Origin of the sequence: Lentzea sp. NPDC058450, from assembly GCF_042721395.1 — a bacterium.
Taxonomy (GTDB): domain Bacteria; phylum Actinomycetota; class Actinomycetes; order Mycobacteriales; family Pseudonocardiaceae; genus Lentzea.
Map to the genome: position 1 here is coordinate 700,637 of NZ_JBHXLO010000001.1, position 22,273 is coordinate 722,909.

15 protein-coding genes are annotated in these 22,273 nt (G+C 70.6%); 10 read left to right on the forward strand and 5 right to left on the reverse strand.

Annotated features, from left to right (window positions below; genetic code table 11):
- Positions 1-2: 2 nt before the first annotated feature.
- Genes ACFWNN_RS03195 through hpaD form a run of 6 tightly spaced genes read left to right on the forward strand, consistent with a single transcriptional unit; the run spans position 3 to position 7,134 of the window.
- Complete coding sequence (locus ACFWNN_RS03195; protein WP_382438402.1) at positions 3-755, forward strand: MoaF C-terminal domain-containing protein; 753 nt, start codon at positions 3-5, stop codon at positions 753-755.
- Between the two features lie 17 nt (positions 756-772).
- Complete coding sequence (locus ACFWNN_RS03200; protein ID WP_382438174.1) at positions 773-2,215, forward strand: aldehyde dehydrogenase family protein; 1,443 nt, start codon at positions 773-775, stop codon at positions 2,213-2,215.
- Positions 2,212-3,663 carry a fumarylacetoacetate hydrolase family protein gene (locus tag ACFWNN_RS03205; RefSeq protein ID WP_382438175.1) on the forward strand — a complete coding sequence of 484 codons (1,452 nt, stop codon included), beginning with the start codon at positions 2,212-2,214 and terminating at the stop codon, positions 3,661-3,663. Before ACFWNN_RS03200 ends, ACFWNN_RS03205 begins: the two co-directional genes overlap by 4 nt.
- Complete coding sequence (dapA, locus tag ACFWNN_RS03210; protein WP_382438176.1) at positions 3,636-4,583, forward strand: 4-hydroxy-tetrahydrodipicolinate synthase; 948 nt, start codon at positions 3,636-3,638, stop codon at positions 4,581-4,583. Before ACFWNN_RS03205 ends, dapA begins: the two co-directional genes overlap by 28 nt.
- Positions 4,580-6,091: a 5-carboxymethyl-2-hydroxymuconate semialdehyde dehydrogenase gene (gene hpaE, locus ACFWNN_RS03215; RefSeq protein WP_382438177.1), complete on the forward strand. Its 1,512-nt coding sequence runs from the start codon at positions 4,580-4,582 to the stop codon at positions 6,089-6,091. Before dapA ends, hpaE begins: the two co-directional genes overlap by 4 nt.
- Positions 6,088-7,134 (forward strand): 3,4-dihydroxyphenylacetate 2,3-dioxygenase, encoded by a 1,047-nt coding sequence (gene hpaD / locus ACFWNN_RS03220; RefSeq protein ID WP_382438178.1) that lies wholly within the window; start codon positions 6,088-6,090, stop codon positions 7,132-7,134. The genes hpaE and hpaD overlap by 4 nt, the downstream gene beginning before the upstream one ends.
- A 102-nt stretch (positions 7,135-7,236) precedes the next feature.
- Here hpaD and ACFWNN_RS03225 read toward each other — a convergent pair whose 3' ends face one another.
- From ACFWNN_RS03225 to ACFWNN_RS03235, 3 genes are read right to left on the reverse strand one after another with little or no spacing between them, the layout of a single operon-like run.
- Complete coding sequence (locus ACFWNN_RS03225; protein ID WP_382438179.1) at positions 7,237-8,994, reverse strand: choline/carnitine O-acyltransferase; 1,758 nt, start codon at positions 8,992-8,994, stop codon at positions 7,237-7,239.
- A gap of 1 nt (position 8,995) precedes the next feature.
- A complete protein-coding gene (locus tag ACFWNN_RS03230; protein ID WP_382438180.1) occupies positions 8,996-9,799 on the reverse strand; it encodes a class I SAM-dependent methyltransferase in 804 nt (267 codons plus the stop codon).
- A 9-nt stretch (positions 9,800-9,808) separates the two neighbouring features.
- A complete protein-coding gene (locus tag ACFWNN_RS03235) occupies positions 9,809-10,666 on the reverse strand; it encodes an arpA protein (RefSeq protein ID WP_382438181.1) in 858 nt (285 codons plus the stop codon).
- 335 nt (positions 10,667-11,001) lie between these two features.
- Between ACFWNN_RS03235 and ACFWNN_RS03240 the strand changes: the two genes are divergently transcribed.
- Both ACFWNN_RS03240 and ACFWNN_RS03245 read left to right on the forward strand, forming a co-directional pair.
- A complete protein-coding gene (locus tag ACFWNN_RS03240) occupies positions 11,002-13,710 on the forward strand; it encodes a GH92 family glycosyl hydrolase (protein WP_382438182.1) in 2,709 nt (902 codons plus the stop codon).
- Between the two features lie 140 nt (positions 13,711-13,850).
- Positions 13,851-15,494 (forward strand): CocE/NonD family hydrolase, encoded by a 1,644-nt coding sequence (locus ACFWNN_RS03245; protein WP_382438183.1) that lies wholly within the window; start codon positions 13,851-13,853, stop codon positions 15,492-15,494.
- 23 nt (positions 15,495-15,517) lie between these two features.
- Here ACFWNN_RS03245 and ACFWNN_RS03250 read toward each other — a convergent pair whose 3' ends face one another.
- Positions 15,518-15,919, reverse strand: a complete 402-nt coding sequence (locus ACFWNN_RS03250; RefSeq protein ID WP_382438184.1) for a winged helix-turn-helix transcriptional regulator — start codon at positions 15,917-15,919, stop codon at positions 15,518-15,520.
- A 28-nt stretch (positions 15,920-15,947) separates the two neighbouring features.
- On the opposite strand from ACFWNN_RS03250, the gene ACFWNN_RS03255 reads away from it, so the two are divergent.
- Complete coding sequence (locus ACFWNN_RS03255) at positions 15,948-16,499, forward strand: hypothetical protein (RefSeq protein WP_382438185.1); 552 nt, start codon at positions 15,948-15,950, stop codon at positions 16,497-16,499.
- 34 nt (positions 16,500-16,533) lie between these two features.
- Here the strand turns inward: ACFWNN_RS03255 and ACFWNN_RS03260 are convergent, their stop codons facing one another.
- Positions 16,534-18,216 carry an enoyl-CoA hydratase-related protein gene (locus ACFWNN_RS03260; protein ID WP_382438186.1) on the reverse strand — a complete coding sequence of 561 codons (1,683 nt, stop codon included), beginning with the start codon at positions 18,214-18,216 and terminating at the stop codon, positions 16,534-16,536.
- Between the two features lie 497 nt (positions 18,217-18,713).
- Here ACFWNN_RS03260 and car point away from each other — a divergent pair, with 497 nt between their 5' ends.
- Entirely contained in the window at positions 18,714-22,223 is a 3,510-nt protein-coding gene (gene car / locus ACFWNN_RS03265) for a carboxylic acid reductase (protein WP_382438187.1), read from the forward strand.
- Positions 22,224-22,273: the final 50 nt, after the last annotated feature.

The window sequence follows — 22,273 nt, forward strand, 5'->3', positions numbered from 1 at the left end:
CCATGCTCTCCGACACCTCGACCTGGCTGCCGCTCGACGAGCTCGCGGTCGGGTTCGACGCCTACAAGCCCGCTCCGGCACCAGATCTGGACGGCCGCGCGTTCGACCTGGGCGCCCACCGCGCCGAGTTCGGCGGCGCCCGCGTCACCTGGAACGGCGAGAGCGCCGACGCCGAGGTCTTCCTGGTGGACGAGGACCTGTACTACGCGCAGTTCCAGTCCGCTGCAAGGGAAGCGTCGTCGCTCGTGCTCGACGTCCGCCACGGACGCGCGCTGGTGATCACCACTCGGGTCAACGACTCCGGCACCCCGCGCGTCACCCAGGCGTTCGAGTTCACCACCGTCGCGGGCGTCCCCGTGACCGGATCCCCCATCGCACCGAGCACGTCGCTGATCGGCCGCCGTGCGCTGTGGAGGTACAGCGCGCAGCACGTGTACGAGCACGTCTACCTGACGCCGCACTGGTACACGTGGCAGTGCCTGAGCGGTCCCGAACGCGGTCTCGCCGACACCGACGAGAACTCCGTGCTGCAGATCCGTCCCGGCATCTTCGTGTTCGCCTGGCGGGAGAAGGTCATCCCCTGCGCCGCCGTCACGATCGCCGACCACCGGGACGCCCGGAACCTGCGTTCGCACGGCGCCCTCTTCGGGCTCGACCGGGGCGGCGACGACACCGAGCACTTCACGTTCGGCGCGCACGGGCACCTCCTCGGCATCACGACCCACCCCGACGACCTCGATCCCGCCCACTCGTGACGCGCAAGGAGAACCCGATGGCGACGCGCCTGTTCATCGACGGTCAGTGGGCCGAGGCCGGGGGTGCGAGCATCCCGACGCTCGACCCGGCGACCGGCCGGGTGATCGAGGAGGTCGGCACCGCGAGCCGGGCCGACGTGGACGCGGCCGTGGCGGCGGCCCGCCGTGCGCTGACCGCACCGGCGTGGCGCGGACTGCCGCCCGTGAAACGGGCCGCGCTGCTGTTCCGGCTGGCCGACCTGATCGACCGGCACCACGAGGAACTGGCCGCGCTGGAGACCCGCGACCAGGGCCAGCCGATCGGCATCTCGCGCCAGGTCAGCGTGACCGGCGCGGCCGAGCACTTCCGCTACTTCGCCGGCTGGGTCACGAAGATCCAGGGCACCACGAACCCGGTGTCGTTCCCGGACACCCTGCACTACACCCGCCGCGAACCGGTCGGCGTCAACGCCCTGATCACGCCCTGGAACTTCCCGTTGATGATCCTCGCCTGGAAGCTCGCCCCGGCGCTCGCGACCGGCAACACGGTGGTGATCAAGCCCAGCGAGGTCACCCCGCTGACGAGCATCCGGCTCGTGGAACTGGTGCGGGAGGCCGGGATCCCGGACGGCGTCGTCAACCTCGTCACCGGCGACGGCGCGGTCGGCGCGATGCTGAGCGAGCACCCCGGCGTGGACCACCTGTCCTACACCGGATCCACGGCGGTCGGGCGGCTGATCACGGCGGCGAGCGCGGCGTCGAACCTCAAGCGGCTCACCCTCGAACTGGGCGGCAAGGCGCCGAGCATCATCGCGGCCGACGCCGACGTGGACGCCGCCGTCGCGGGCAACCTCGCGGGTTCCACCCTCAACTCCGGCCAGGTGTGCGCGGCCTACACGCGGTTCTTCGTGGACCGCAAGCGCGAGCAGGAGTTCGTGGAGAAGATGGCCGCGGGCCTCGGCGCGTTGCGGCTCGGGCCCGGCAGCGACGAGTCCACCCAGCTCGGGCCGCTCGTCTCGGCCAGGCACCGCGACCACGTCGACGCCCTGGTGCGCACCGGGCGGGCGGAGGGCGCGGACCTCGTCACCGGCGGCGGTCCGCTCGACGGCGACGGCTACTTCTACCGCCCCACGCTGTTCGCGGGCGTCACCGACGACATGACGATCATGCGCGAGGAGATCTTCGGGCCGGTGCTCGCCGTGACGTCCTACGACGGCGAGGACGAGCTGATCGGCCGCGCCAACGACACCGAGTACGGCCTGGCCGCGACGGTGTGGACCAACGACATCCGCACCGCGCAGGTCTACGCCGACGGCATCCGGGCGGGCGCGGTGTTCGTGAACATGCCGCCGATCCCGGACATGACCGCGCCCTGGGGCGGGTACAAGGCGTCGGGCTGGGGCCGCGAGATGGGTCCGTGGGCGATCGACGCCTACACCGAGACGAAGTCGGTCTGGCTGCACTACGGACGTCCCGCGTGAGCGCCCTGCCGCAGCGGCCGGGCAAGATCGTCGCGCTGCACCTCAACTACCCCTCCCGCGCGGCGCAGCGCGGGAAGCTGCCGCAGCACCCGTCGTACTTCCTCAAGCCGTCCACCTCGGTGGCGCGCAGCGGTGACGCTGTCGAACGCCCGGCAGGCACCGAACTCCTCGGCTTCGAGGGCGAGATCGCCCTCGTCATCGGCCGCACCGCGCGGCGGGTCTCCCCCGCCGACGGCTGGTCGTTCGTGTCGGGCGTGACGGCGGCGAACGACCTGGGGCTCTACGACCTGCGGTACGCGGACGGCGGCGGCAACGTGCGGGCGAAGGGCGGCGACGGGTTCACCCCGCTCGGCCCCGAGGTGCTCGATGCGTCGTCACTGGACCCGGCCGGGCTGCGGGTGCGGACGTGGCTGAACGGCGCCCTCGTGCAGGAGGACACCACGGTGAGCCTGCTGTTCGGCTTCGGCCGGCTCGTCGCGGACCTCTCCCAGCTGATCACCCTGGAACCCGGTGACGTGATCCTGACCGGAACCCCGGCGGGCGCGTCGGTGGCCGTGCCCGGTGACGTCGTCGAGGTCGAGGTGGACGACACCGCCGGCCGCTCGACCGGGCGCCTGGTCACGCACGTCACCGCGGGCACCGTCCCTTTCGGACCCTTCGGCGCGCAACCCCGTGCCGACGAACGACAACGCGCCGAGGCGTACGGGACGAGCACGCCCGCGTTCGCGTTGACACCCGAACTGCGGCAACGGATCGAGTCGGTGAGCACCGCGACCCTGTCGTCGTTGCTGCGCAAGCGCGGCCACGAGGCGATGTCGATCGACGGCCTCACCTCGACCCGGCCCGGCACCCGGCTGACCGGACTCGCCCGGACGCTGCGGTACCTGCCGTACCGCGAGGACCTGTTCCGCCTGCACGGCAACGGGTACAACGCGCAGAAGCTCGCGGTCGACGCGCTCGGCCCCGGCGACGTGCTGGTGATCGAGGCCAGGGGCGAACGCGGGTCCGGCACGATCGGCGACGTCCTCGCGCTGCGGGCCCAGGTCGCCGGCGCGGCCGGGATCGTGACGGACGGCGGTGTCCGCGACCTGTGCGCCGTGGCCGCGCTGGACATCCCGGCCTACCACGCGGGACCTCACCCGGCGGTGCTCGGCCGCAGGCACGTCCCGTGGGACACCGACGTCGCGATCTCCTGCGGTGGCGCGGCGATCTGCCCCGGCGACGTGATCGTCGGGGACTCCGACGGCGTGCTCGTCATCCCGCCGGACCTGGTGGAGGACCTGGTCGACGCGGCCCTCGAGCAGGAGCGGCAGGAGCGGTTCATCGCCGGGCAGGTCGCGGCGGGAGAACGCGTCGAGGGCCTCTACCCGATGAACGAGCACTGGCTGGCCCGATACCGCGCGACCCAGGAAGGACGTCCATGCGATTCCGCTCCGACCCGAGCCTGATCCGGGGGTCGATCGCACCGCTGATGACCCCGTTCACCGAAGGCGGCGCCGTCGACCACGACAGCCTCGCGAACCTGGTGCGCTGGCAGCTCGCCGCCGGGTCGCACGGCATCTCGATCGGCGGCTCCACCGGGGAACCCGGCGCGCAGACGGTGGCCGAACGGGCCGACGCGATCCGCACCGTGGCCGCCGCGGTCGGCAGGCGGGTGCCGTTCGTCCCCGGCACGGGCACGGCGAAGCTCGACGAGACGCTGACGCTCACGGCCGCGGCCCGCGACGCGGGCGCCGACGCCGCCCTGGTGATCACGCCGTACTACGCCCGTCCTACGCAGGAGGCGCTCTACGCCTGGTACGCGACGGTCGCGAAGGAGTTCCCCGACCTCCCGATCGTCGCCTACAACGTGCCGAGCCGCACCGCGGTCGACATCGCGCCGGAGACGGTCTTCCGGTTGTTCTCCGACTTCGAGAACTTCGTCGGCGTCAAGGAGACGACGAAGGACTTCGAGCACTTCTCGCGCGTGCTGCACCTGTGCGGACGGTCGCTGCTGGTGTGGTCGGGCATCGAGCTGCTCTGCCTGCCGCTGCTGGCGCTGGGCGGCGCGGGGTTCGTGAGCGCGACGGCGAACATCGCGCCCGCCGCGTGCGCCGAGATGTACACGGCGTGGGAGTCCGGCGACCACGAACGGGCGCGGGAGATCCACTACGGCCTGCATCCCCTGGTGGACCTGCTCTTCGTCGAGACGAACCCGGCGCCCGGCAAGTGGGTGCTGGCGCAGCGCGGGCTGATCGCGTCCGGGCACGTCCGGCCGCCGCTCATCCCGCCCACCGAGCCCGGACTGGAGAGGATCAAGGCGTTCCAGGAGCAGGGCTCGTCCTACCTCAGCCCGGTCGGGGGCTTCGCACTGGGAGACACGCGATGACGACCCACCACGTCCCGGCGAACCTGCCGGCCACGTTGCAGCACCACATCGGCGGCGCGCCCGCGGACAGCCTGTCGGGCAAGACGTTCGACGTGCTCGACCCCGTGACGAACGAGCCCTACGCGACCGCCGCCGCCGGACAGGCCGAGGACGTCGACCGCGCCGTGGCCGCCGCCCGCAAGGCCTTCGTGGACGGTCCGTGGCCGCACCTGGCACCGCGGGCGAGGGCCAAGATCCTGAACCGGATCGCGGACGCGGTGGAACGGCAGGACGCGCGGCTCGCCGAGCTGGAGACGTTCGACACCGGCCTGCCGATCACCCAGGCGCTCGGCCAGGCGCAGCGCGCCGCGGAGAACTTCCGGTTCTTCGCGGACCTCGTCGTGGCGCAGTCCGACGACACCTACCAGGTGCCCGGCCGGCAGCTGAACTACGTGCACCGCAAGCCCATCGGCGTCGCCGGGCTGATCACGCCGTGGAACACCCCGTTCATGCTGGAGAGCTGGAAGCTCGCCCCCGCACTGGCCGCGGGCTGCACGGTCGTGCTGAAGCCGGCCGAGTTCACGCCGCTGTCCGCGTCGCTCTGGGCGGAGATCTTCGCCGGCGCCGGCCTGCCGGACGGCGTCTTCAACCTGGTCAACGGCTTCGGCGAGGAGGCCGGCGACGCGCTGGTCAAGCACCCCGACGTGCCGCTGATCTCGTTCACCGGGGAGAGCACCACCGGGCAGACGATCTTCCGCAACTGCGCGGCCGGGCTCAAGGGCATGTCGATGGAGCTCGGCGGCAAGTCACCCGCCGTCGTCTTCGCCGACGCGGACCTCGACGCCGCGCTCGACTCGACGTTGTTCGGCGTGTTCTCCCTCAACGGCGAGCGCTGCACGGCGGGCAGCAGGATCCTGGTCGAACGGCCGGTCTACGAGGAGTTCTGCTCGCGCTTCGCCGAACGGGCGCGGAAGATCGTCGTCGGCGACCCGCACGACCCGGCCACCGAGGTCGGCGCGCTCGTGCATCCCGAGCACCACGCCAAGGTGATGAGCTACGTCGAGCTCGGCAGGTCCGAGGGCACGCTGCTCGCGGGCGGCGGACGCCCGGAAGGCCTGCCGCACGGCAACTACGTGGCGCCGACGGTGTTCGCCGACGTCGCACCGGACGCCCGGATCTTCCAGGAGGAGATCTTCGGCCCGGTGGTGGCGCTGACCCCGTTCGACACCGAGGACGAGGCGCTGGCCCTCGCGAACAACACCCGCTACGGCCTCGCCGCCTACCTCTGGACGTCGAACCTGGAGCGCGCGCACCGGTTCGCGCAGTCGGTCGAGGCGGGCATGGTCTGGCTCAACTCCCACAACGTCCGCGACCTGCGCACCCCGTTCGGCGGGGTGAAGGCGTCCGGCCTCGGCCAGGAGGGCGGCTACCGGTCGCTCGACTTCTACAGCCACCAGCAGGCCGTCCACGTCACTCTCGGACCCGTGCACACCACCCGCTTCGGAACAGTCCAGAAGGGACAGTCATGACCGCCACTCCCCCCGACGTCCTCCGCTGCGCCTACGCGGAGCTCGTCGTCACCGACCTGGCCGCCTCCCGCGCGTTCTACGTCGACATCCTGGGGCTCGTCGTGACGCACGAGGACGAGGACGCGTTGTACCTGCGGGCGTTCGAGGAGTACCTGCACCACTCGGTGGTGCTGCGCAAGGGTTCCGTGCCCGCGCTCGCGGCCATCGCCTACCGGGTGCGTTCCCCGCGCGACCTGGACCTGGCGTTCGAGTACTACCAGGCCCTCGGCGTCCGCGTCGAGCGCCGGGCGGCCGGCGCCACCCGCGGCATCGGTGAGGCCGTGCGCGTCGAGGACCCGCTGGGCTTCCCGATCGAGTTCTTCCACGAGGCCGAGCACACCGAGCGGTTCACGCAGCGCTACGACCTGCACGGCGCGGGCGCACTGGCGCGGCTCGACCACTTCAACCTGTCCACTCCGGACGTTCCCGCCGCCCGCGAGTACTACGAAGGACTGGGTTTCCGGGTCTCCGAGGACATCCAGGACGAGGAGGGCACCGTCTACGCGGCGTGGATGTTCCGCAAGCCGACGGTCCACGACGTGGCGCTGACCGGCGGCGACGGCCCGCGCCTGCACCACATCGCGTTCGCGGCGCAGGAACGCGCGCAGATCCTCCACGTCTGCGACCACCTGGGCGCCGTGCGCAGGTCGGACATGATCGAACGCGGCCCCGGCCGCCACGGCGTGTCCAACGCGTTCTACCTCTACCTGCGCGACCCGGACGGCCACCGGATCGAGCTGTACACGCACGACTACTACACAGGTGACCCGGACAACCCCACGATCACCTGGGACGTGCACGACAACCAGCGCCGCGACTGGTGGGGCAACGCCGTCGTGCCGTCCTGGTACGCCGAGGCCTCCACCGTGCTGGACCTCGACGGCAAGCCGAGGCCGGTGGTGGAACGCACCGACACCCGCGAGTCCGACGTGACCATCGGCGCGGACGGCTTCTCCTACACCACCGGGCAGGCCGGGGAGTTCAAGCTCGGCGAACAAGTCTAGAGCCTCGGGTCGCGGCTGCCGATCCGTCCGTTACCGGACGGGTGCTCGCCCCACGCCCTGACAGCGCGGGGCGAGCGCCCGTCGACGACTCGACCGGGAAGGTCAGTCCTCGGTGGCGAGCAGGTCCTGCAGCTCGGTGATGGCCTCACCGAGGTAGGTCGCGAACCTGTGCATCTCCTCGGCGACCGGCCGCGGCGTGCTCAGGTAGAGGTTGAAGCGGTCCGGCAGCAGCACGTACGCGACGCCGATGCACTTGGCGCTGGTCGAGCCGAACCCGAAGTACTGGATGTGCTCCGACGGCGCCGAGCTGGTGCTCAGGTAGTCGTCGCGCATGATCGTCCAGCCCGGCGTGTCGTACAGCGGCAGCGGTTCCGTGCCGCCGCGGCGCTTGTGGATCAGCTGCAGCTCCCACAGGTGCTGCTCGGGCGCCGACCCCGCCTGGCACTCCTTGGCGCGCCGGACGTGTGCGTCCGCCGCCGCCCGGAACGCCGCGCGGCGGTCGGCCCGCGAGGACGACGCATCCTCCACAGTGGACACGAACGCGATCGCTTCCGGCGTCACCACGCGCATCGCCTCGGTCCGGCCGTTCTGGAACTGCCGGGTGCCGATCGACTCGTACGTCGCACCCTGCAGGCCCTTCGACCGCTGGTGCGCGAGCTGGTACGCCATCTGCACGAACGCGTCCGGCGAGATCTTCAGCTCCTTCGCGCGCCGCTTGCCGAAGTCCTCGAACGACAGCGTCACGGTCGCCGTGTCCGCGCCGTACTGGGCGAACGACGCCGCGGCCGCCACCGAGTCCTCGCACAGCTCCTCGGAGAGCACGAACTCGACCGGCTCGGTCGCGGGCAGCCCCTGGGCGGCAGCGCCGGACACGCGGAGGTGTTCCTCGGTCGGCACGCTCAGCATCGCGTCGGTGAACGCGAGGATGGTGGTGCCGTCCAGCTCGCAGTGCTCGACGTTGATGCCCGCCCGGCCGTCCGCGAAGACGACGAACGTCACCGCCTTGTCGAACCACCGGTTCGCGCTGTCGCCGTGCAGCAGCTGGTCGCACGCGGCGAGCGTGTCGGCGGGCGCGAAGTCCTCCAGCGCCACGCAGAACAACGCCGTCTCGATCGTCTCCAGCGCGGCGGCGTTGTCCACCAGCAGCGCCTCGCGGCTGTGCGCCCACGCCGCCCGCGCCTTCGTGGTCAGTGGCCCGGCCGAGAACTCCGCCCGGTCCGCCTTCATGATCGCCTGCAGGCCGCCGGTCAGGTCGCCGAGGTCGTGCGGGACGCCGTCCGGCCCGACCACGTCCATCCTGAAGGCGTTGCCGCGGAAGAAGACCACGACGTGCCGCGCGTCCGACGGGAACGTCGTGCGCGCGGTGTCCTGCTGCTCGTGCGGGATCCGGGTGGCGGAGAACAGGAACTTGTTCTGCACCATGGACTGCGGTTCGCCGCGCAGCACGACCGGAGGGATCGCCTCGGCGTCGAGCCGCACCTTGTAGGCGACGGCGGCGGAGATCAGCGCCGCGGCCCGCTGCTCCTGCGTCTCCTCGACGTCGCGGAACAGGAAGAAGAAGTTCGCGTTCAACGCGATCCGGTCGCGGCGGCCGAGGTAGCGGGTCGGCCAGAAGAGGTCGAGCCAGCTGCGGACGCCCTCGGTGCCGTCGAACTCCTCCAGCGCGGCGTGCAGTGACCGGGCCGTGCTGTCCGGCGCGAGGAACTGCTCGACCGCGGCCTCGGTGGACGCCAGTTCGGCGTCCGTCAGCAGCGGGGCGCACCACTCGAGGAACCGCGCGCAGGTCTCCTCCAGCGTCGGCAGGGGCACCCGCGGCAGCTGGTCCTCGTAGCTGAACGTCTTGCCGTCGCTCACAATCACCTCAGGTGCGCTCGATAGGTCGTTTGGACAGGTAGAGCTGAGCGTAGAACCAGCCGCCGTCCTCCAGGCCGCTCGGGTCCACGCCCACGTCGGCCAGCGTGCCGAGCACCCGCGACTGCTCCTCGGCCGAGATGAACCGCCGCTGCCGGAACAGCCCGTCCGCCCGCACGGTCTCGTAGCCGAGCTGAGCGAGACTCGCCTCGATCTCGTCGAACGGGAACATCCGCAGGACGAAGTGGGCCATCCAGGGCGCCCCGCTCGCCTGCACCACGCGCGCCAGCGTGGGCGCGCCGACGTAGCCGAGGCTGCCGGTCGAGATCACCAGGTCGACGTCCGCGAGCTTGCGCCGCTGCTCCGGGGTGGGCTCGTTGCGTTCGAGGTCAGCGAGCACGGCGTCGTCGAGGAACCCGGTGGCGGTCGCGTAACTCAACGCCGGCGAGGAGATGTCCAGGCCGACGAACCGCGCCGGGATCGCCTTCCCGCGTTCGCGCACGAGCTCCTGGTCGTCGGCCAGCACCTCGGCGGACGACCGCGCGTCCATGTCGTAGCGGTCGTACAGGTCGTCCATCGTCAGGTCGCATCGCAGCAGCGCCGCGTTGATGCCGTACGAGCTGCCGACGTCGAGCACGGTCGGGGTGTCGATCCCCGTCGTGGCCCGGTACTCCTCGACCAGCGCCGTGAAGTGCGGCTTGGCCAGCTGCGGGATCTGGTATTCGAGCCCCCGCAACGACGAGAAGTACGAGCGCGGGTCGGGCTGGGTGTAGATGTGGTCGAGCTCGACTTTGCCGGTCGCGTCGAATCGCACGTGTCTCCCTCAGGCCAGTCGCTCGTCCACGCGCACGCCGCCGCCCTCGGCCGCCACGTGTTCGGGCAGGACCCTGCCGAACAGCTGCCGCGTCCGCGCCACCGTTCCGACCACGCCGGGCCGCAGGCTGTAGGCGAAGATCGCCGTGTGCCGCTGCCGGTCGCCCTGGACCGTGCTGACCTGGTGCAGCGAGTAGCGACCCTTGAACAGCTGGAGGTCGCCGACGCGCAACGTCAGCCGCTGCACGAGCCGGTCGTCGCCCGCGAGCACCGCGCGGACGTCGTCGAAGTTCTCCTCCTCCGCCGACCGGATGTTCGGGCAGTACTGGAACTCACCGCCGCCCTCGGGTGCCTGGGTCAGCATGCTGACGGTGAACTCGTTGGTGTCGAAGTGCCACGGGTGCGCGCGGCCGGGCGGGATCACGTTCAGCACCAGGCCGGACAGCGGGTCGGCCAGCTCGTGCAGCTCCGGGAGTTCGAAGCACGCGGCGACGAACCGCTGGAACACCTCGCTGGTGTAGAGCTGGTGGATGATCGCGTCGCGCGGGACGACGTCGCGGGCGACGAACGCGTTGCCGCGCTCCATCGTCGTGCGGCCGGGGTGGTCCGGCGGCAGCGGGGTGTCGACGTCGATGTTGTAGGCGTTGACGGTCTCGACGTCGTAGTAGGCGTGCGGGGCGATCTCGGCGCCCTCCCGCCGCAGGTCCTCGTGCAGCGCGGGTCTGATGAAGTCGGGCAGCACGCTGCACCCGACCGCGTGCAGGTCGTGGTGGGTGCGTTCGACGACCTCCCGCCACGCCGCGCCGTCCGGTTCGGCCAGCGGGTAGTCCGCGGTGTTCACGACCTGTTCGAGCAATCCCGCTTCCATCCGGTCAGTGTCACGGTGGCGATCACGGTCGCCAAGACCCTTGTGAGATTGTCCGTGCCACGCATTCGGCGGTACCCGATCACCACCGCGGCGGCCGAACGGCGCCCTGTCGGCGGGCCCGGCCCGCTAGTAGCGTCCCGGGTATGAGACGACTGCTCACCGTCGCGTTGTCGTTCCTCCCCGCGTCCGCCGCCCAGCCTGCCGCTGCTTCCGGCGTCACCTGATCGTTCTTCCCCGCCGGTCGGGGATTCCCCCGAGTTCCGCGTGGCACGAACCTTCGTGCCCGCGTGGGCGATGACAACGTTGTCTCGCCTGTGTCCGAGAGAGGAAGGTCCATGTTCGGCTCCCTGCACCGACGTGCCAGACGCTCACTCCCCCTGATGGTCGCCGGTCTGCTCACCGCAGGCCTCTTCACCGCCACCCCCGCCCTCGCCGCGCCGATCCCGCTGACCCAGCACGTGAACCCGTTCATCGGCACCGACAACTCGAACTCGCCCAACCCCGTCCCCGGCGGCGCGGGCGGCAGCACCTACCCCGGCGCCGTGGTGCCGTTCGGCATGGTGCAGCTCAGCCCGGACACCCCGACCGCCTCGCCGTCCGGCTACCGCTACAGCGACACCAAGATCGAGGAGTTCAGCCTCACCCACTTCAACGGCGCGGGCTGCCCCAACAACGAGGACCTCGGCATCCTCCCGATCACCACGGGCTTCCCCACCTCCCCCGGCACGAACTGGACCAGCTACGCCGGCAACTACACGAAGGCGAACGAGTCGGCCGCGCCCGGCTACTACAAGAACCGCCTCGACAACTACGGCACCGGCGTCGAACTGACCGCCACCAAGCGCTCCGGGTTCATGAAGCTCACCTACCCGGCGACCACCACCGCACGGGTGCTGGTCAACAGCAGCCGCAGCGCGACCGGCAACCGCTCGGGGTCGATCGCGATCAACGGCAGCCAGCTCACCGGCACGTTCACCGGCGGCGGCTTCTGCGGCTCGTCCAAGACCTACCAGCTCTTCTACGCCATCCAGTTCGACCGCGCGCCAACGGGTTTCGGCACGTGGCTGGGCGGGACGGTGAACGCCGGGTCCGCGAGCACCAGCGGCGTGAACTCCGGCGGCTACGTCACGTTCGACACGTCGTCGAACCCTGTGGTGCAGCTGAAGATCGGCGTCTCGTTCGTCAGCGTGGCGGGCGCGCAGGCCAACCTGGCGGCCGAGAACCCCGGGTTCGACTTCGCCGGCGTGCGCACCGCCGCCGACGGAGCGTGGAACGACGTGCTGAACAAGGCGCAGGTGTCGGGAGGGTCGGCGGCGGACCTCCAGAAGTTCTACACGGCGCTCTACCACGTGTTCCAGAACCCGAACATCGCCAGCGACGTCAACGGCCAGTACCGCGGCTTCGACCAGACCGTCCGCACGGCGTCGCACACCGTCTACCAGAACTACTCGGGCTGGGACATCTACCGCTCTTGGGCGTCGCTGATCGCGTTGCTCGCACCCGCGGAATCCAGTGACATAGCCAAGTCGATGGTGCTGGACGGGCAACAGGGCGGGTTGCTGCCGAAGTGGTCGCACAACAGCAACGAGCACTTCGTGATGACCGGAGACCCCGGTCCGATCGTCGTGTCGAGCCTCTACGCGTTCGGCGTGCGCGGCTTCGACACCGCCGCCGCGCTGGCGTTGATGGACAAGAGCTCCAACGGCGGCACCACCCAGGGCCAGCCGACGCGCGGCCGTCAGGCGGGCTACCTCAGCCGGCACTACGTCACCGAGGACCCGTCGGACTCGCTGGAGTACTCGGCGTCCGACTTCGCCATCGCCCAGTTCGCGCGGGCCGTCGGCGACACGGCGAAGTACAACACCTACATGACGCGCGCCCAGTGGTGGCAGAACGTCTACAACCCCGAGTCGGGCTACGTGCAGAAGCGCAACGCCGACGGCTCGTGGGCCTGGCCGGTCGCGCCGGCGAGCCCGTCCGGCTACACCGAGGGCAACGCGTCGCAGTACACGTGGATGGTGCCCTACAACTTCGGCGGCCTGATCAACCTGATGGGAGGCCCGCGCACCGCGATCCAGCGCCTGGACCACCACTTCACCCAGCTCAACGGCGGCCTGAGCCTGCCGTACTTCTACATCGGCAACGAACCCGAGCACGGCGTGCCGTGGGCGTACAACTACGCGGCCTACCCACAGGGCACGAGCGCGGCGGTGCGGCGCGTGATGACCGAGTCGTTCACGACGGCGGCAGGCGGCCTGCCCGGCAACGACGACCTGGGCGCCACCTCCGCGTGGTACGTCTGGGCGGCGCTCGGCATGTACCCGCCCACCCCGGGTTCGGACGTGCTCGCCCTGCACGGCCCGCTGTTCCCGTCCGTGACGATCACCAGGCCCTCCGCGGTGCTGCAGATCAACGCCTCCGGAGCAGGCGCGCAGTACGTGCAGTCGTTCAGCCGCAACGGGGTCGCGTCCTCCCGCTCCTGGCTGCGGTACGGCGACATCGCGGGCAACACGACCCTGAACTACGCGATGGGCTCGTCGCCCAGCTCGTGGGGAACCGCCGCCACGGACGTGCCGCCGTCCTTCAACGACGGCTTCACTCCCCCGCCGGCGGCTCCCGCCCTGGGCGCCAACCTGGCCCAGGGCAAGCCCGCCACCGCGTCCGCGGCCTGCAACTCGGCCGAGGAGGCGGCGAAGGCGTTCGACGGCAGCCTGTCCGGCAAGTGGTGCTCGCTGGCGTCCGGCACGAAGTTCCTGCAGGTCGACCTGGGGTCGACGCAGAACGTCGGGTCGTTCGTGCTGAAACACGCGGGGCTCGGCGGCGAGACCACCGGGTACAACACGGGTGCGTACACCATCCAGACGTCGGTTGACGGAAACACCTGGACGAACGCCGTGACCGTGTCGTCGGTGCGGGCGAGCCGGTCGTACCACCCGATCACGCAACGGCAGGCGCGGTACGTGAAGCTCAACGTGACCACGCCGGCGAACAACGGCAACACGGCCGCGCGGATCTACGAGTTCGAGGTCTACGCGGGCTCGTAGCGGGTCTCGGGCGGCGCACCGGGACAGCACGTCCCGGTGCGCCGCGCCGGGCTCGCCGCACGGTCCGATGTGGACCGTGGGGAACGACTGACGCGCGTCCTCCGGGACGTCTGCCCGCAGTCCTGGTAGGAAGGATCACTGTGGGTACACGACGACCTCGGTTCGACCTCGCCGGCAGGACGGCCGGGCTGCTCGCGCAGCGGCTGCTGAAGCTTCCTCCGGCCACCTCGCGCAACGTCACCGTGGAACGGGATCTGCGGATCCCCACCCACGACGGCCAGACTCTGATGGCGAACCATTGGGCACCGGACGAGAGCACGTCGCCCAACGCGCCGACGGCCGTGGTGCGCACGCCGTACGGGCGCAGTGGGCCGTTGGACTGGTTGTACGGGCGCGCGCTTGCGGAACGCGGTTTGCACGTGTTGACCGTCAGTTGTCGTGGCACGTTCGGCTCGGACGGCGACTTTCGCGCGATGCGGCACGAACGTGAGGACGGCCTGTCCGTGCTGCGGTGGCACGCGGATCAGTCTTGGGGCAACGACGTGCTGCTGACCGGCAGCAGCTACCTGGGCTACACCCAGTGGGCCATCGCGGCCGAGGCGCCGCCGCAGGTCAAGGCGATGGTGCCGCACGTGACGTCGGCGCGGCTGGCGCTGGCGTTCCTGCGGCCTGGGCGCACCGAGATGGAGACGCTGCTCGGGTGGTCCGTCAGCACGGCGACCCAGGAACGTCCGGGTGGTATCTGGCGGGCGCTGCTGGGTGTCGGCCGCAAGCGCGTCGAGGACGCCATGGACACGCTGCCGCTGGTCGACGCGGACACCGCCGCGCTGGGCCATCAGTGGCCGTTCTACCAGGATTGCGTGCATCACGACCAGAACGACCCTTACTGGAAGAACGAGGACCACTCGCCCACGGTCGGCGACGTGACGGTTCCCGTCAGCTCGATCGCGGGCTGGTACGACATCTTCCTCGCCGACCAGCTTCGCGACTTCCAGGTGCTCAGGGCCGCCGGCCGGGACGCGCACCTGACGGTCGGACCTTGGTGGCACGCGCACACCGGCGGGATGGCCGCGGTGCTCGGGGACACGGTCGGGTGGGCCGCCGCCCACGCCAGAGGGGTCGAGCCGCCGCGCAAGCCGCCGGTGCGTCTCTTTGTCATGGGCGTGGGCGAGTGGCGGGACTTCGACCAGTGGCCGCCTGCCGGGTACGCCCCGCAGCGCTGGCATCTCGCGCCCGGCGAACTCCGGTCCGCACCGGTCGCCGAGGCGGCGCCGACGTCGTTCACCTACGACCCGGCCGATCCGACGCCGTCGCTGGGCGGGCCGAAGCTGGAGAGCCGGGGTGCCGGGCCGGTGGACAACCGGAAGCTGGAGGCACGCGCGGACGTGCTGGTCTTCACCTCCGAGGTGCTGGACGCCGACGTGGAGGTGATCGGCGAGGTCAGCGCCGAGGTGTGGCTGCGCGCGGATCGCCCGTCCTGCGACCTGTTCGTGCGTCTGTGCGATGTGGACGGACGCGGCAGGTCACTCAACATCTGCGACGACCTGGTGAAGGTGCGGCCGGACGGGATCACGAAGGTGACGGTCGACCTGTCGCCGACCGCGCACGTGTTCCGGCGCGGGCACCGGATCCGGATGCAGGTGTCGGCCGGGGCGCATCCGCGGTTCGCCCGCAACCTCGGCGACGGCGGACCGCCGCAGACCGCGGTGCGACCGCTCGCGACGAAGGTGGAGATCTTCCACGACGCCGAGCGGCCGTCCGCGATCCTGTTGCCGCGCAAGTAGGTGCCGCTTGCCGTGCTGCGCCATCACGCGATCGTGGTGGCGCAGCTCATCGCGTCTGTCAGCGGAGTACCGCCGTTGGTGCGCGCGAGATGGGTTTCACCCCACACGCGCACACCTTCGACCACGGGCAGAACCGTTGTGCCGTAAGGCGTGAGCCGGTAGATGACCGGCGCGGGCACCGGCCCGGTCTCCACGCGGTCGACGAGTCCGTCGGCTTCGAGTTCGCGCAGCTGCTCGGCCAGCACCTTGGGCGTGATCGGCGTGCATCGGCGGCGCAGACCCGCGAAGTGCGACTCGCCGTGCGCCAGCCAGTACAGGATCGTCAGCTTCCACTTGCCGCCGATCGCGGCGAAGGCGGCGGCCATCGGGCAGCCGGGCAACGGGTTGGGGCGGGAGGGGTTACCCGCAGGTGCCTTCTTGTCCACGGCCTCGCTCCGCTCGGATAGTCAGGCCATGACCTTGCCACACAAGAGAATCCTCGTCGCCGTCCTGTCCGTGCTCGTGATGGCCGCGACGACGGCGTCGGGCACCGCGGCTCCCGGCGGCCAGCGCGACTTCGACTGGGAGATCGGCAGCTGGCGCACCAGTGTGCGGGTGCTCGCCGAGCCGCTGTCGGAGTCGCCGGACCAGTGGTTGCAGTTCACGGGGACCAGCGTCGTCCGTCCGCTCATGGACCGGCGGGCGAACGTCGTCGAGCTCCAGGTCGCCGGGGACAGCGGCCGCATCGAGGGCATGAACCTGCGGCTGTACGAACCGCAGGCCCAGAGGTGGAGTCTCACCTTCGTCAGCATGCGCGACGGACTGCTCACGCCCGCGGTGTTCGGCGGCTTCCGCAACGGCACCGGCGAGTTCTACGGCGACGACCAGCTCGGTGGGCGGCCGATCCGGGTGCGGTTCCTCATCACGCGGCAAGGGCCCGACCAGGCGCGGTTCGAGCAGGCCTTCTCGGCTGACGGCGGCAGGACGTGGGAGACGAACTGGATCGCTGTCGACCTGCGCGGCTGAGCAGGACACCAGGTGGTTCGACGCCGTGCAGGGGTCAGATCAGGACCCTGCCGGTGGCCACCGCCGCGGAGCCGGGGGACGCGAACTGCACGTCTCGCTGCGGTGCGAGATGAGCAGGCGTCGAGGTCGGCTTCTGCTTGGTGACGAAGGCGTGACGCCTGGCGGCGAATCCGCGACGGTCGTCGAAGATGTCCCGGCACATCTCGGCGAGCTCCATCGTCCGGTACGTCTCCAGCGGCCGGTGACGTTCGTCTTCGGCGCGCCGCACTCGCTTGCCGTGCAACAGCTCTTCGTAACTCTCGTCCGCGGCGAGGTCCTCTGCGTACCGGAGGACCTCTGCCTCGAACTCCACCGGGTCGCCCCCGCGCACCTCGTCGGCGAGACCGGTCTCGAACGCGGTCGCCGCGCTCATCGGCAGGCAGCTCTCGGTCATCGACCAGGCCTGGAGTTCGCCCACCCGGCGCGGCAGGACGTACGTCCAGTACTCCGAACCGAACAGCCCCATCGTGCGGTAGTGCGGGTTCAGCACGACCCCGTCGCGCACCACCACGCGGTCGGCGCCGAGCGCCAGCATCACGCCTCCCGCGCCCGCATTGCCGGCGACCGACGCCACCACCAGCTGGCTCGTGCAGGTGATGATGGTCCTGCACACGTCGTCGATGGCGTTGATGTTCCGCCACGCCTCGCCCGCCGGATCCTCCGCGGTCTCGATGACGTTGAGGTTCAGCCCGTTCGAGAAGGCGTCTCCCCCGCGGAGCACCAGGACCTTGGTGTCCTGGTCCCGTGCGTGCCGCAGGGCGGCGACCAGCCGCAGGCACTGCGTGGTCGACATCGCTCCGTTGTAGCAGCCGAAGCTCACGACACCGACGTCGCCGACGCGCTGGTAGCGGATGTCCCCGTCCGTGTCGGTCTCGGACCAGAGCGGTTCCGCCGACGCCGGCGGGATGTCGACCCCGTGCTGTGCCAACGCCGTGGCGGCAGGCAGCTTCACGCTTCCCCGGACGCGCACGTGCCCGATCCACACCGCTCCGTCGCCGGTGCGGACGAGCACCGCGTCCTGACGGCGTTCCACGATCGTGCCGGGCTCGCCGGCCGCCGAGACCCCGGGCCGGGCGTCGAAGATCGCCACGTCGACGCCCGCGAGCGCGGTGCGCACGCCGGGTGAACCGTCGGCGGCCTGCACGCGGCGCAGGATCTCCTCGGTGGAGTCCGACCAGGAGAACCCGCGGTCCGCCTGTCTCATCGCGGGTCTCAGCCTCCCCCACGCGTCGGTCCTGTGGTGGAGAGGTGTCGGGCTGAACGCCGGATCGGCGGCCTTGCGCACCACCTCGAGTGCCAGTTCGACCGCGGCGTCCGCGACCGGACCGTTGTACAGAGCGCTCTTGCGGGGCGGACTCGCCGGGATCGCGAACGTGCGGGTGCCCCAGACCGGGCCGGCGTCCATCTCCTCCTCGGCCTGGAGCGCGGTCATCCCCCAGATCGGTTCCGCCTCCGTGATGGCCCAGTCCAGCGACGACGGGCCCCGATCACCCACCGGGCCGGGATGCAGGACGACCGTGCGGTGCCGGCTCCAGATGTCGGCGGGGATCCGTTCGCGCAGGAACGGACAGAGGATCAGGTCCGGATCGACCAACTCGACCGCGGAGCGCATCAGCTCCTCGCTGATCGCGAACTCGACGCTCACCTCGTGCCCGGCCTCCCGGAGCGCGAGCCACACCCGCTGGCACAGACTGTTGAAAGCAGAACACAGAAGCAAGATCCGCAACGGTACCCCTCCGCGATTTCGATCTAGACGAGGATTCGCGCCGAAACTCATCGCGTGACCAAAGATGAGCCGTCCTCGGAATGCTCTGCCGCGAGTGTTCGAAAAGGACTCACAACCCCCGCAATGGCAACCCTTTCACCGCAGCAGAACGACCGGCTGGCGGAGCCTACGTGCGGATCCTCACCTGCACAACAGGTCCGGAAAGGACACACGCGAATCCATGCGAATACATGAGCACGAAGTGTGAAAGATCGATCGCACTCAGTTTCACCACCACTCTGAGTAGACCGGCTCCGATGGCGATTTCCACAATTCCCTTCGAAGCGATTCGCAATCGCCGCTCCGGCGAATGGCCGCGGCCGCGGTTCTCGATCTTGACACCGGTCTCCGCGCGGTGATCGTCTACAGCACCTACCGGTACGTGACTACCGAACGGACGTGGTGCATCAGTGAGCGTGGATTCCGCCGGCACGCCAGCAGCCGGCACGAACCTCGTGGACGTGGTGTTAGCGAAAGAACCGCACTTGCGCGCCCTGGTTCCCGATCCGGCGATCACCCGGAGGATCCAGGAACCGGGCCTCGCGCTGGGGACGACGGTGGAGCGGCTGATGACCGGCTACGCCGACCGTCCAGCGGTGGCCGTGCGGGAGGCCGAGGTCGTGACCGACCCGGCGACCGGCCGTCGCACCCGGCGCCTGCTGCCCGGCTTCGTCACCCGCACCTACGGTGAGCTGTGGGCCGACGCGGGCGCGCTCGCGGCGGAGTGGGCCGCCCAGGGCATCGGGGCGGGCGACTTCGTGGCGACGATCGGCTTCACCAGCGGCGAGTACCAGACGGTGGACCTGGCGGCGATCAGGCTCGGCGCGGTGGCGGTGCCGCTGCAGCCGAACGCGCCGGTCGCACAGCTGCGGGAGATCCTGGCCGAGACCCGTCCCCGGATCCTCGCCACCAGCGTCGAACACCTCCCCAAGGCGGCCACGCTGCTGCGCGAGGCCGACGGGGCGCGGTTCGCCCTCGTCTTCGACCTGCACCCCGACGTCGACGACGAACGCGACGCCTGCGCCGAGTTCTCGGAGGCCTTGGCGGGCACCGGTGTCGAGGTGACGACCTTCGCGCAGGTGCTCGGCCAGGGCCGGGCGCGTCCTGCCCTGCCGGTGTACGTGCCGGAGCCCGGTGAGGACCCGCTGGCCGCGCTGATCTACACCTCCGGCAGCACGGGCAGCCCCAAGGGGGCGATCTACACCCAGCAGTCGGTGCGCAAGCTGTGGACCGGCGGCAAACGACCCGCGGCCGTCTTCCCGGTGATGACGGTCAGCTACATGCCGATGAGCCACGCGTTCGGCCGGACGATCATCAGCGGGACGTTCGGCAACGGGGGCACCGTCCACTTCTCCGCCCGCAGCGACCTCTCCACGCTCTTCGAGGACATCGCCCTGGCCAGGCCGACGCAGCTGATGGCCGTCCCGCGCGTCTTCGACATGCTCTTCCACGAGTACCAGGGTCTGCTGGAGCTGCGCGCCGGTGAGTTCGCCGACGAACGCGAACGGGACGCCGCGGTCAAGGAGGACCTGCGCACCCGAGTCCTCGGCGGCCGGATCGTGGAGGCGCTGGTCGGCAGCGCGCCGATCTCCGCGGAGATGAGGCGGTTCGCGGAGGACTGCCTCGGTGGTCCCCTGACCGTGGGCTACGGCGCCACGGAGTTCGGGACGGTCCTGCGCAACGGCAAGCTGCTGCGCCCGCCGGTGGTCGACTTCCGCCTGGTCGACGTGCCCGAGCTCGGCTACTTCCAGACCGACCGGCCCCACCCGCGCGGCGAGCTGCTGCTCAAGGCGGAGTCGATGTTCCCCGGCTACTTCGAGCGGCCGGAGCTGACCGCGTCGGTGTTCGACGCGGAAGGCTTCTACCGCACCGGCGACATCATGGCCCTGACCGGACCGGACGAGCTGCGCTACGTCGACCGCCGCAACAACGTGCAGAAGCTGTCGCAGGGCGAGTTCGTCACCCTCTCCAAGCTCGAAGCGGACTACACGGCCGATCCGCTGATCAGGCAGATCTACGTCTACGGCAGCAGTGCGCGGCCCTTTCTGCTGGCGGTGATCGTGCCCACCGACGCCGCGGTGCGGGAGGCGGGCGACGCGGACGCGCTGCGGGAGGCACTCGCCGAGGCGGTGCGGCGGACCGCGCTGAGAGCCGGGCTCGAGCCGTACGAGATCCCCCGTGACTTCCTCGTCGAGACCGAGCCGTTCAGCGCGGAGAACGGTCTGCTGTCCGATGTGCGCAAGCTGCTGTTGCCGCGGCTGCGCGAGCGCTACGGCGAGAGGCTGGAGGCGCTCTACGCGGATCTGGCGCGCGGCGAGGCGGACGAGCTGCGCGCGTTGCGGCGCGGCGGACCGGATCAACCGGTCGCCGCGACGGTCGCGAGAGCGGCACGGGCCATGCTCGGCCGCGGCCACGCGGAACTGGACGACGAGGCGCGCTTCACCGAACTCGGAGGCGACTCGCTGTCCGCGGTCTCGTTCGCCTCCCTGCTCGGCGAGATCTACCGGATCGAGGTCCCGGTGGGCGTGCTGCTCGGTCCGTCGGGCACGTTGCGGGGCATCGCCGCGTACGTGGCGGAACAGCGCGCGACCGGCGGCACCAGGCCCACCTTCGCGTCGATCCACGACGCGGAGACGACCGAGGTCCGGGCCGCCGACCTGACCCTCGACCGGTTCCTCGACCCGGCGGTGATCGCCGCGGCCGCCGCCCTGCCGCGCCCGAGCGGACCTCCGCGAGTGGTGCTGCTGACCGGGGCGACGGGGTACCTGGGCCGGTTCCTCTGCCTCGACTGGCTCGAACGCCTGTCCCGCACCGGAGGGAAGCTCGTGTGCGTCGTGCGCGGTGCCGATGACAAGGCCGCCCGCGCACGGCTCGACGCCACGTTCGACACAGGCGACGCCGCGCTGCTCGACCTCTACCGCGAGCTGGCCGAGGAACACCTCGAGGTGCTCGCGGGCGACCTGGCGGAGCCGTCGCTCGGGCTCGACGCCCGGACCTGGCGGCGACTCGCCGGCGAGGTCGACGCCGTCGTGCACCCCGGCGCCCTCGTCAACCACGTGCTGCCCTACGAGCACCTGTTCGGCCCGAACGTGGCCGGGACCGCCGAACTGATCCGGTTCGCGATCACGGACAGGATCAAACCGTTCACGAACGTGTCGACGACCGGCGTGCGAAGCCAGGTCGCTCCGGAGGAGTTCACGGAGGCCGCCGACGTCCGCACGATGGGCGCGGTGCGCCATCGCAACGACGACTACGCCAACGGCTACTCGCTGAGCAAGTGGGCCGGCGAGGTGCTGCTGCGCGATGCCCACGAACGGTGCGGGTTGCCGGTCGCGGTGTTCCGGTCGGACATGATCCTCACGCACAGCCGCTTCACCGGTCAGCTGAACGTGCCGGACATGTTCACCCGTCTCGTCTTCAGCCTGGTCGCCACCGGTCTCGCCCCGGCGACGTTCTACCGCAGCGCGGACGGCACCCCGCCCAGAGCTCACTACGACGGTCTTCCCGTGGACTTCATCGCGGAGGCCGTGAGCGTCCTGGGCACCCGTGAGACCGAGGGCTACCGCACCTATCACGTGTTCAACCCGCACGACGACGGCATCTCCCTGGACACCTTCGTGGACTGGCTGGTCGAGGCCGGTCATCGGATCACGCGGGTCGAGGACTACGAGGAGTGGCACCGGCGCTTCGAGTCCGCGCTGCGCGATCTGCCGGACGCGCAGCGCCAGCACTCGTTGCTGCCCCTTCTGCACTCCTACCGCGCACCGGCCGATCCCGCGGGCGACGACGAGTCGCTCACCCGCCGGTTCCGGGACGCCGTGCGGGAGGCGAAGATCGGCGAGTCCGGGGAAGTCCCGCACATCACCCGGGAGCTGGTTCTCAAGTACGTCAGCGATCTGCGGCAGCTGCGAGTGCTGTAGACCCCCGCGTCGTCGAGCCGCGAGACGCGCTTGCCGGTCACGGCCCGTCC

Bases quoted from the DNA above. Each gene is read 5' to 3' on its own strand.
- ACFWNN_RS03195 (WP_382438402.1), top strand. From the start codon at position 3: ATGCTCTCCGACACCTCGACCTGGCTGCCGCTCGACGAGCTCGCGGTC.
- ACFWNN_RS03200 (WP_382438174.1), top strand. From the start codon at position 773: ATGGCGACGCGCCTGTTCATCGACGGTCAGTGGGCCGAGGCCGGGGGT.
- dapA (WP_382438176.1), top strand. From the start codon at position 3,636: ATGCGATTCCGCTCCGACCCGAGCCTGATCCGGGGGTCGATCGCACCG.
- hpaE (WP_382438177.1), top strand. From the start codon at position 4,580: ATGACGACCCACCACGTCCCGGCGAACCTGCCGGCCACGTTGCAGCAC.
- hpaD (WP_382438178.1), top strand. From the start codon at position 6,088: ATGACCGCCACTCCCCCCGACGTCCTCCGCTGCGCCTACGCGGAGCTC.
- ACFWNN_RS03235 (WP_382438181.1), bottom strand. From the start codon at position 10,666: ATGGAAGCGGGATTGCTCGAACAGGTCGTGAACACCGCGGACTACCCG.
- ACFWNN_RS03240 (WP_382438182.1), top strand. From the start codon at position 11,002: ATGTTCGGCTCCCTGCACCGACGTGCCAGACGCTCACTCCCCCTGATG.
- ACFWNN_RS03255 (WP_382438185.1), top strand. From the start codon at position 15,948: ATGACCTTGCCACACAAGAGAATCCTCGTCGCCGTCCTGTCCGTGCTC.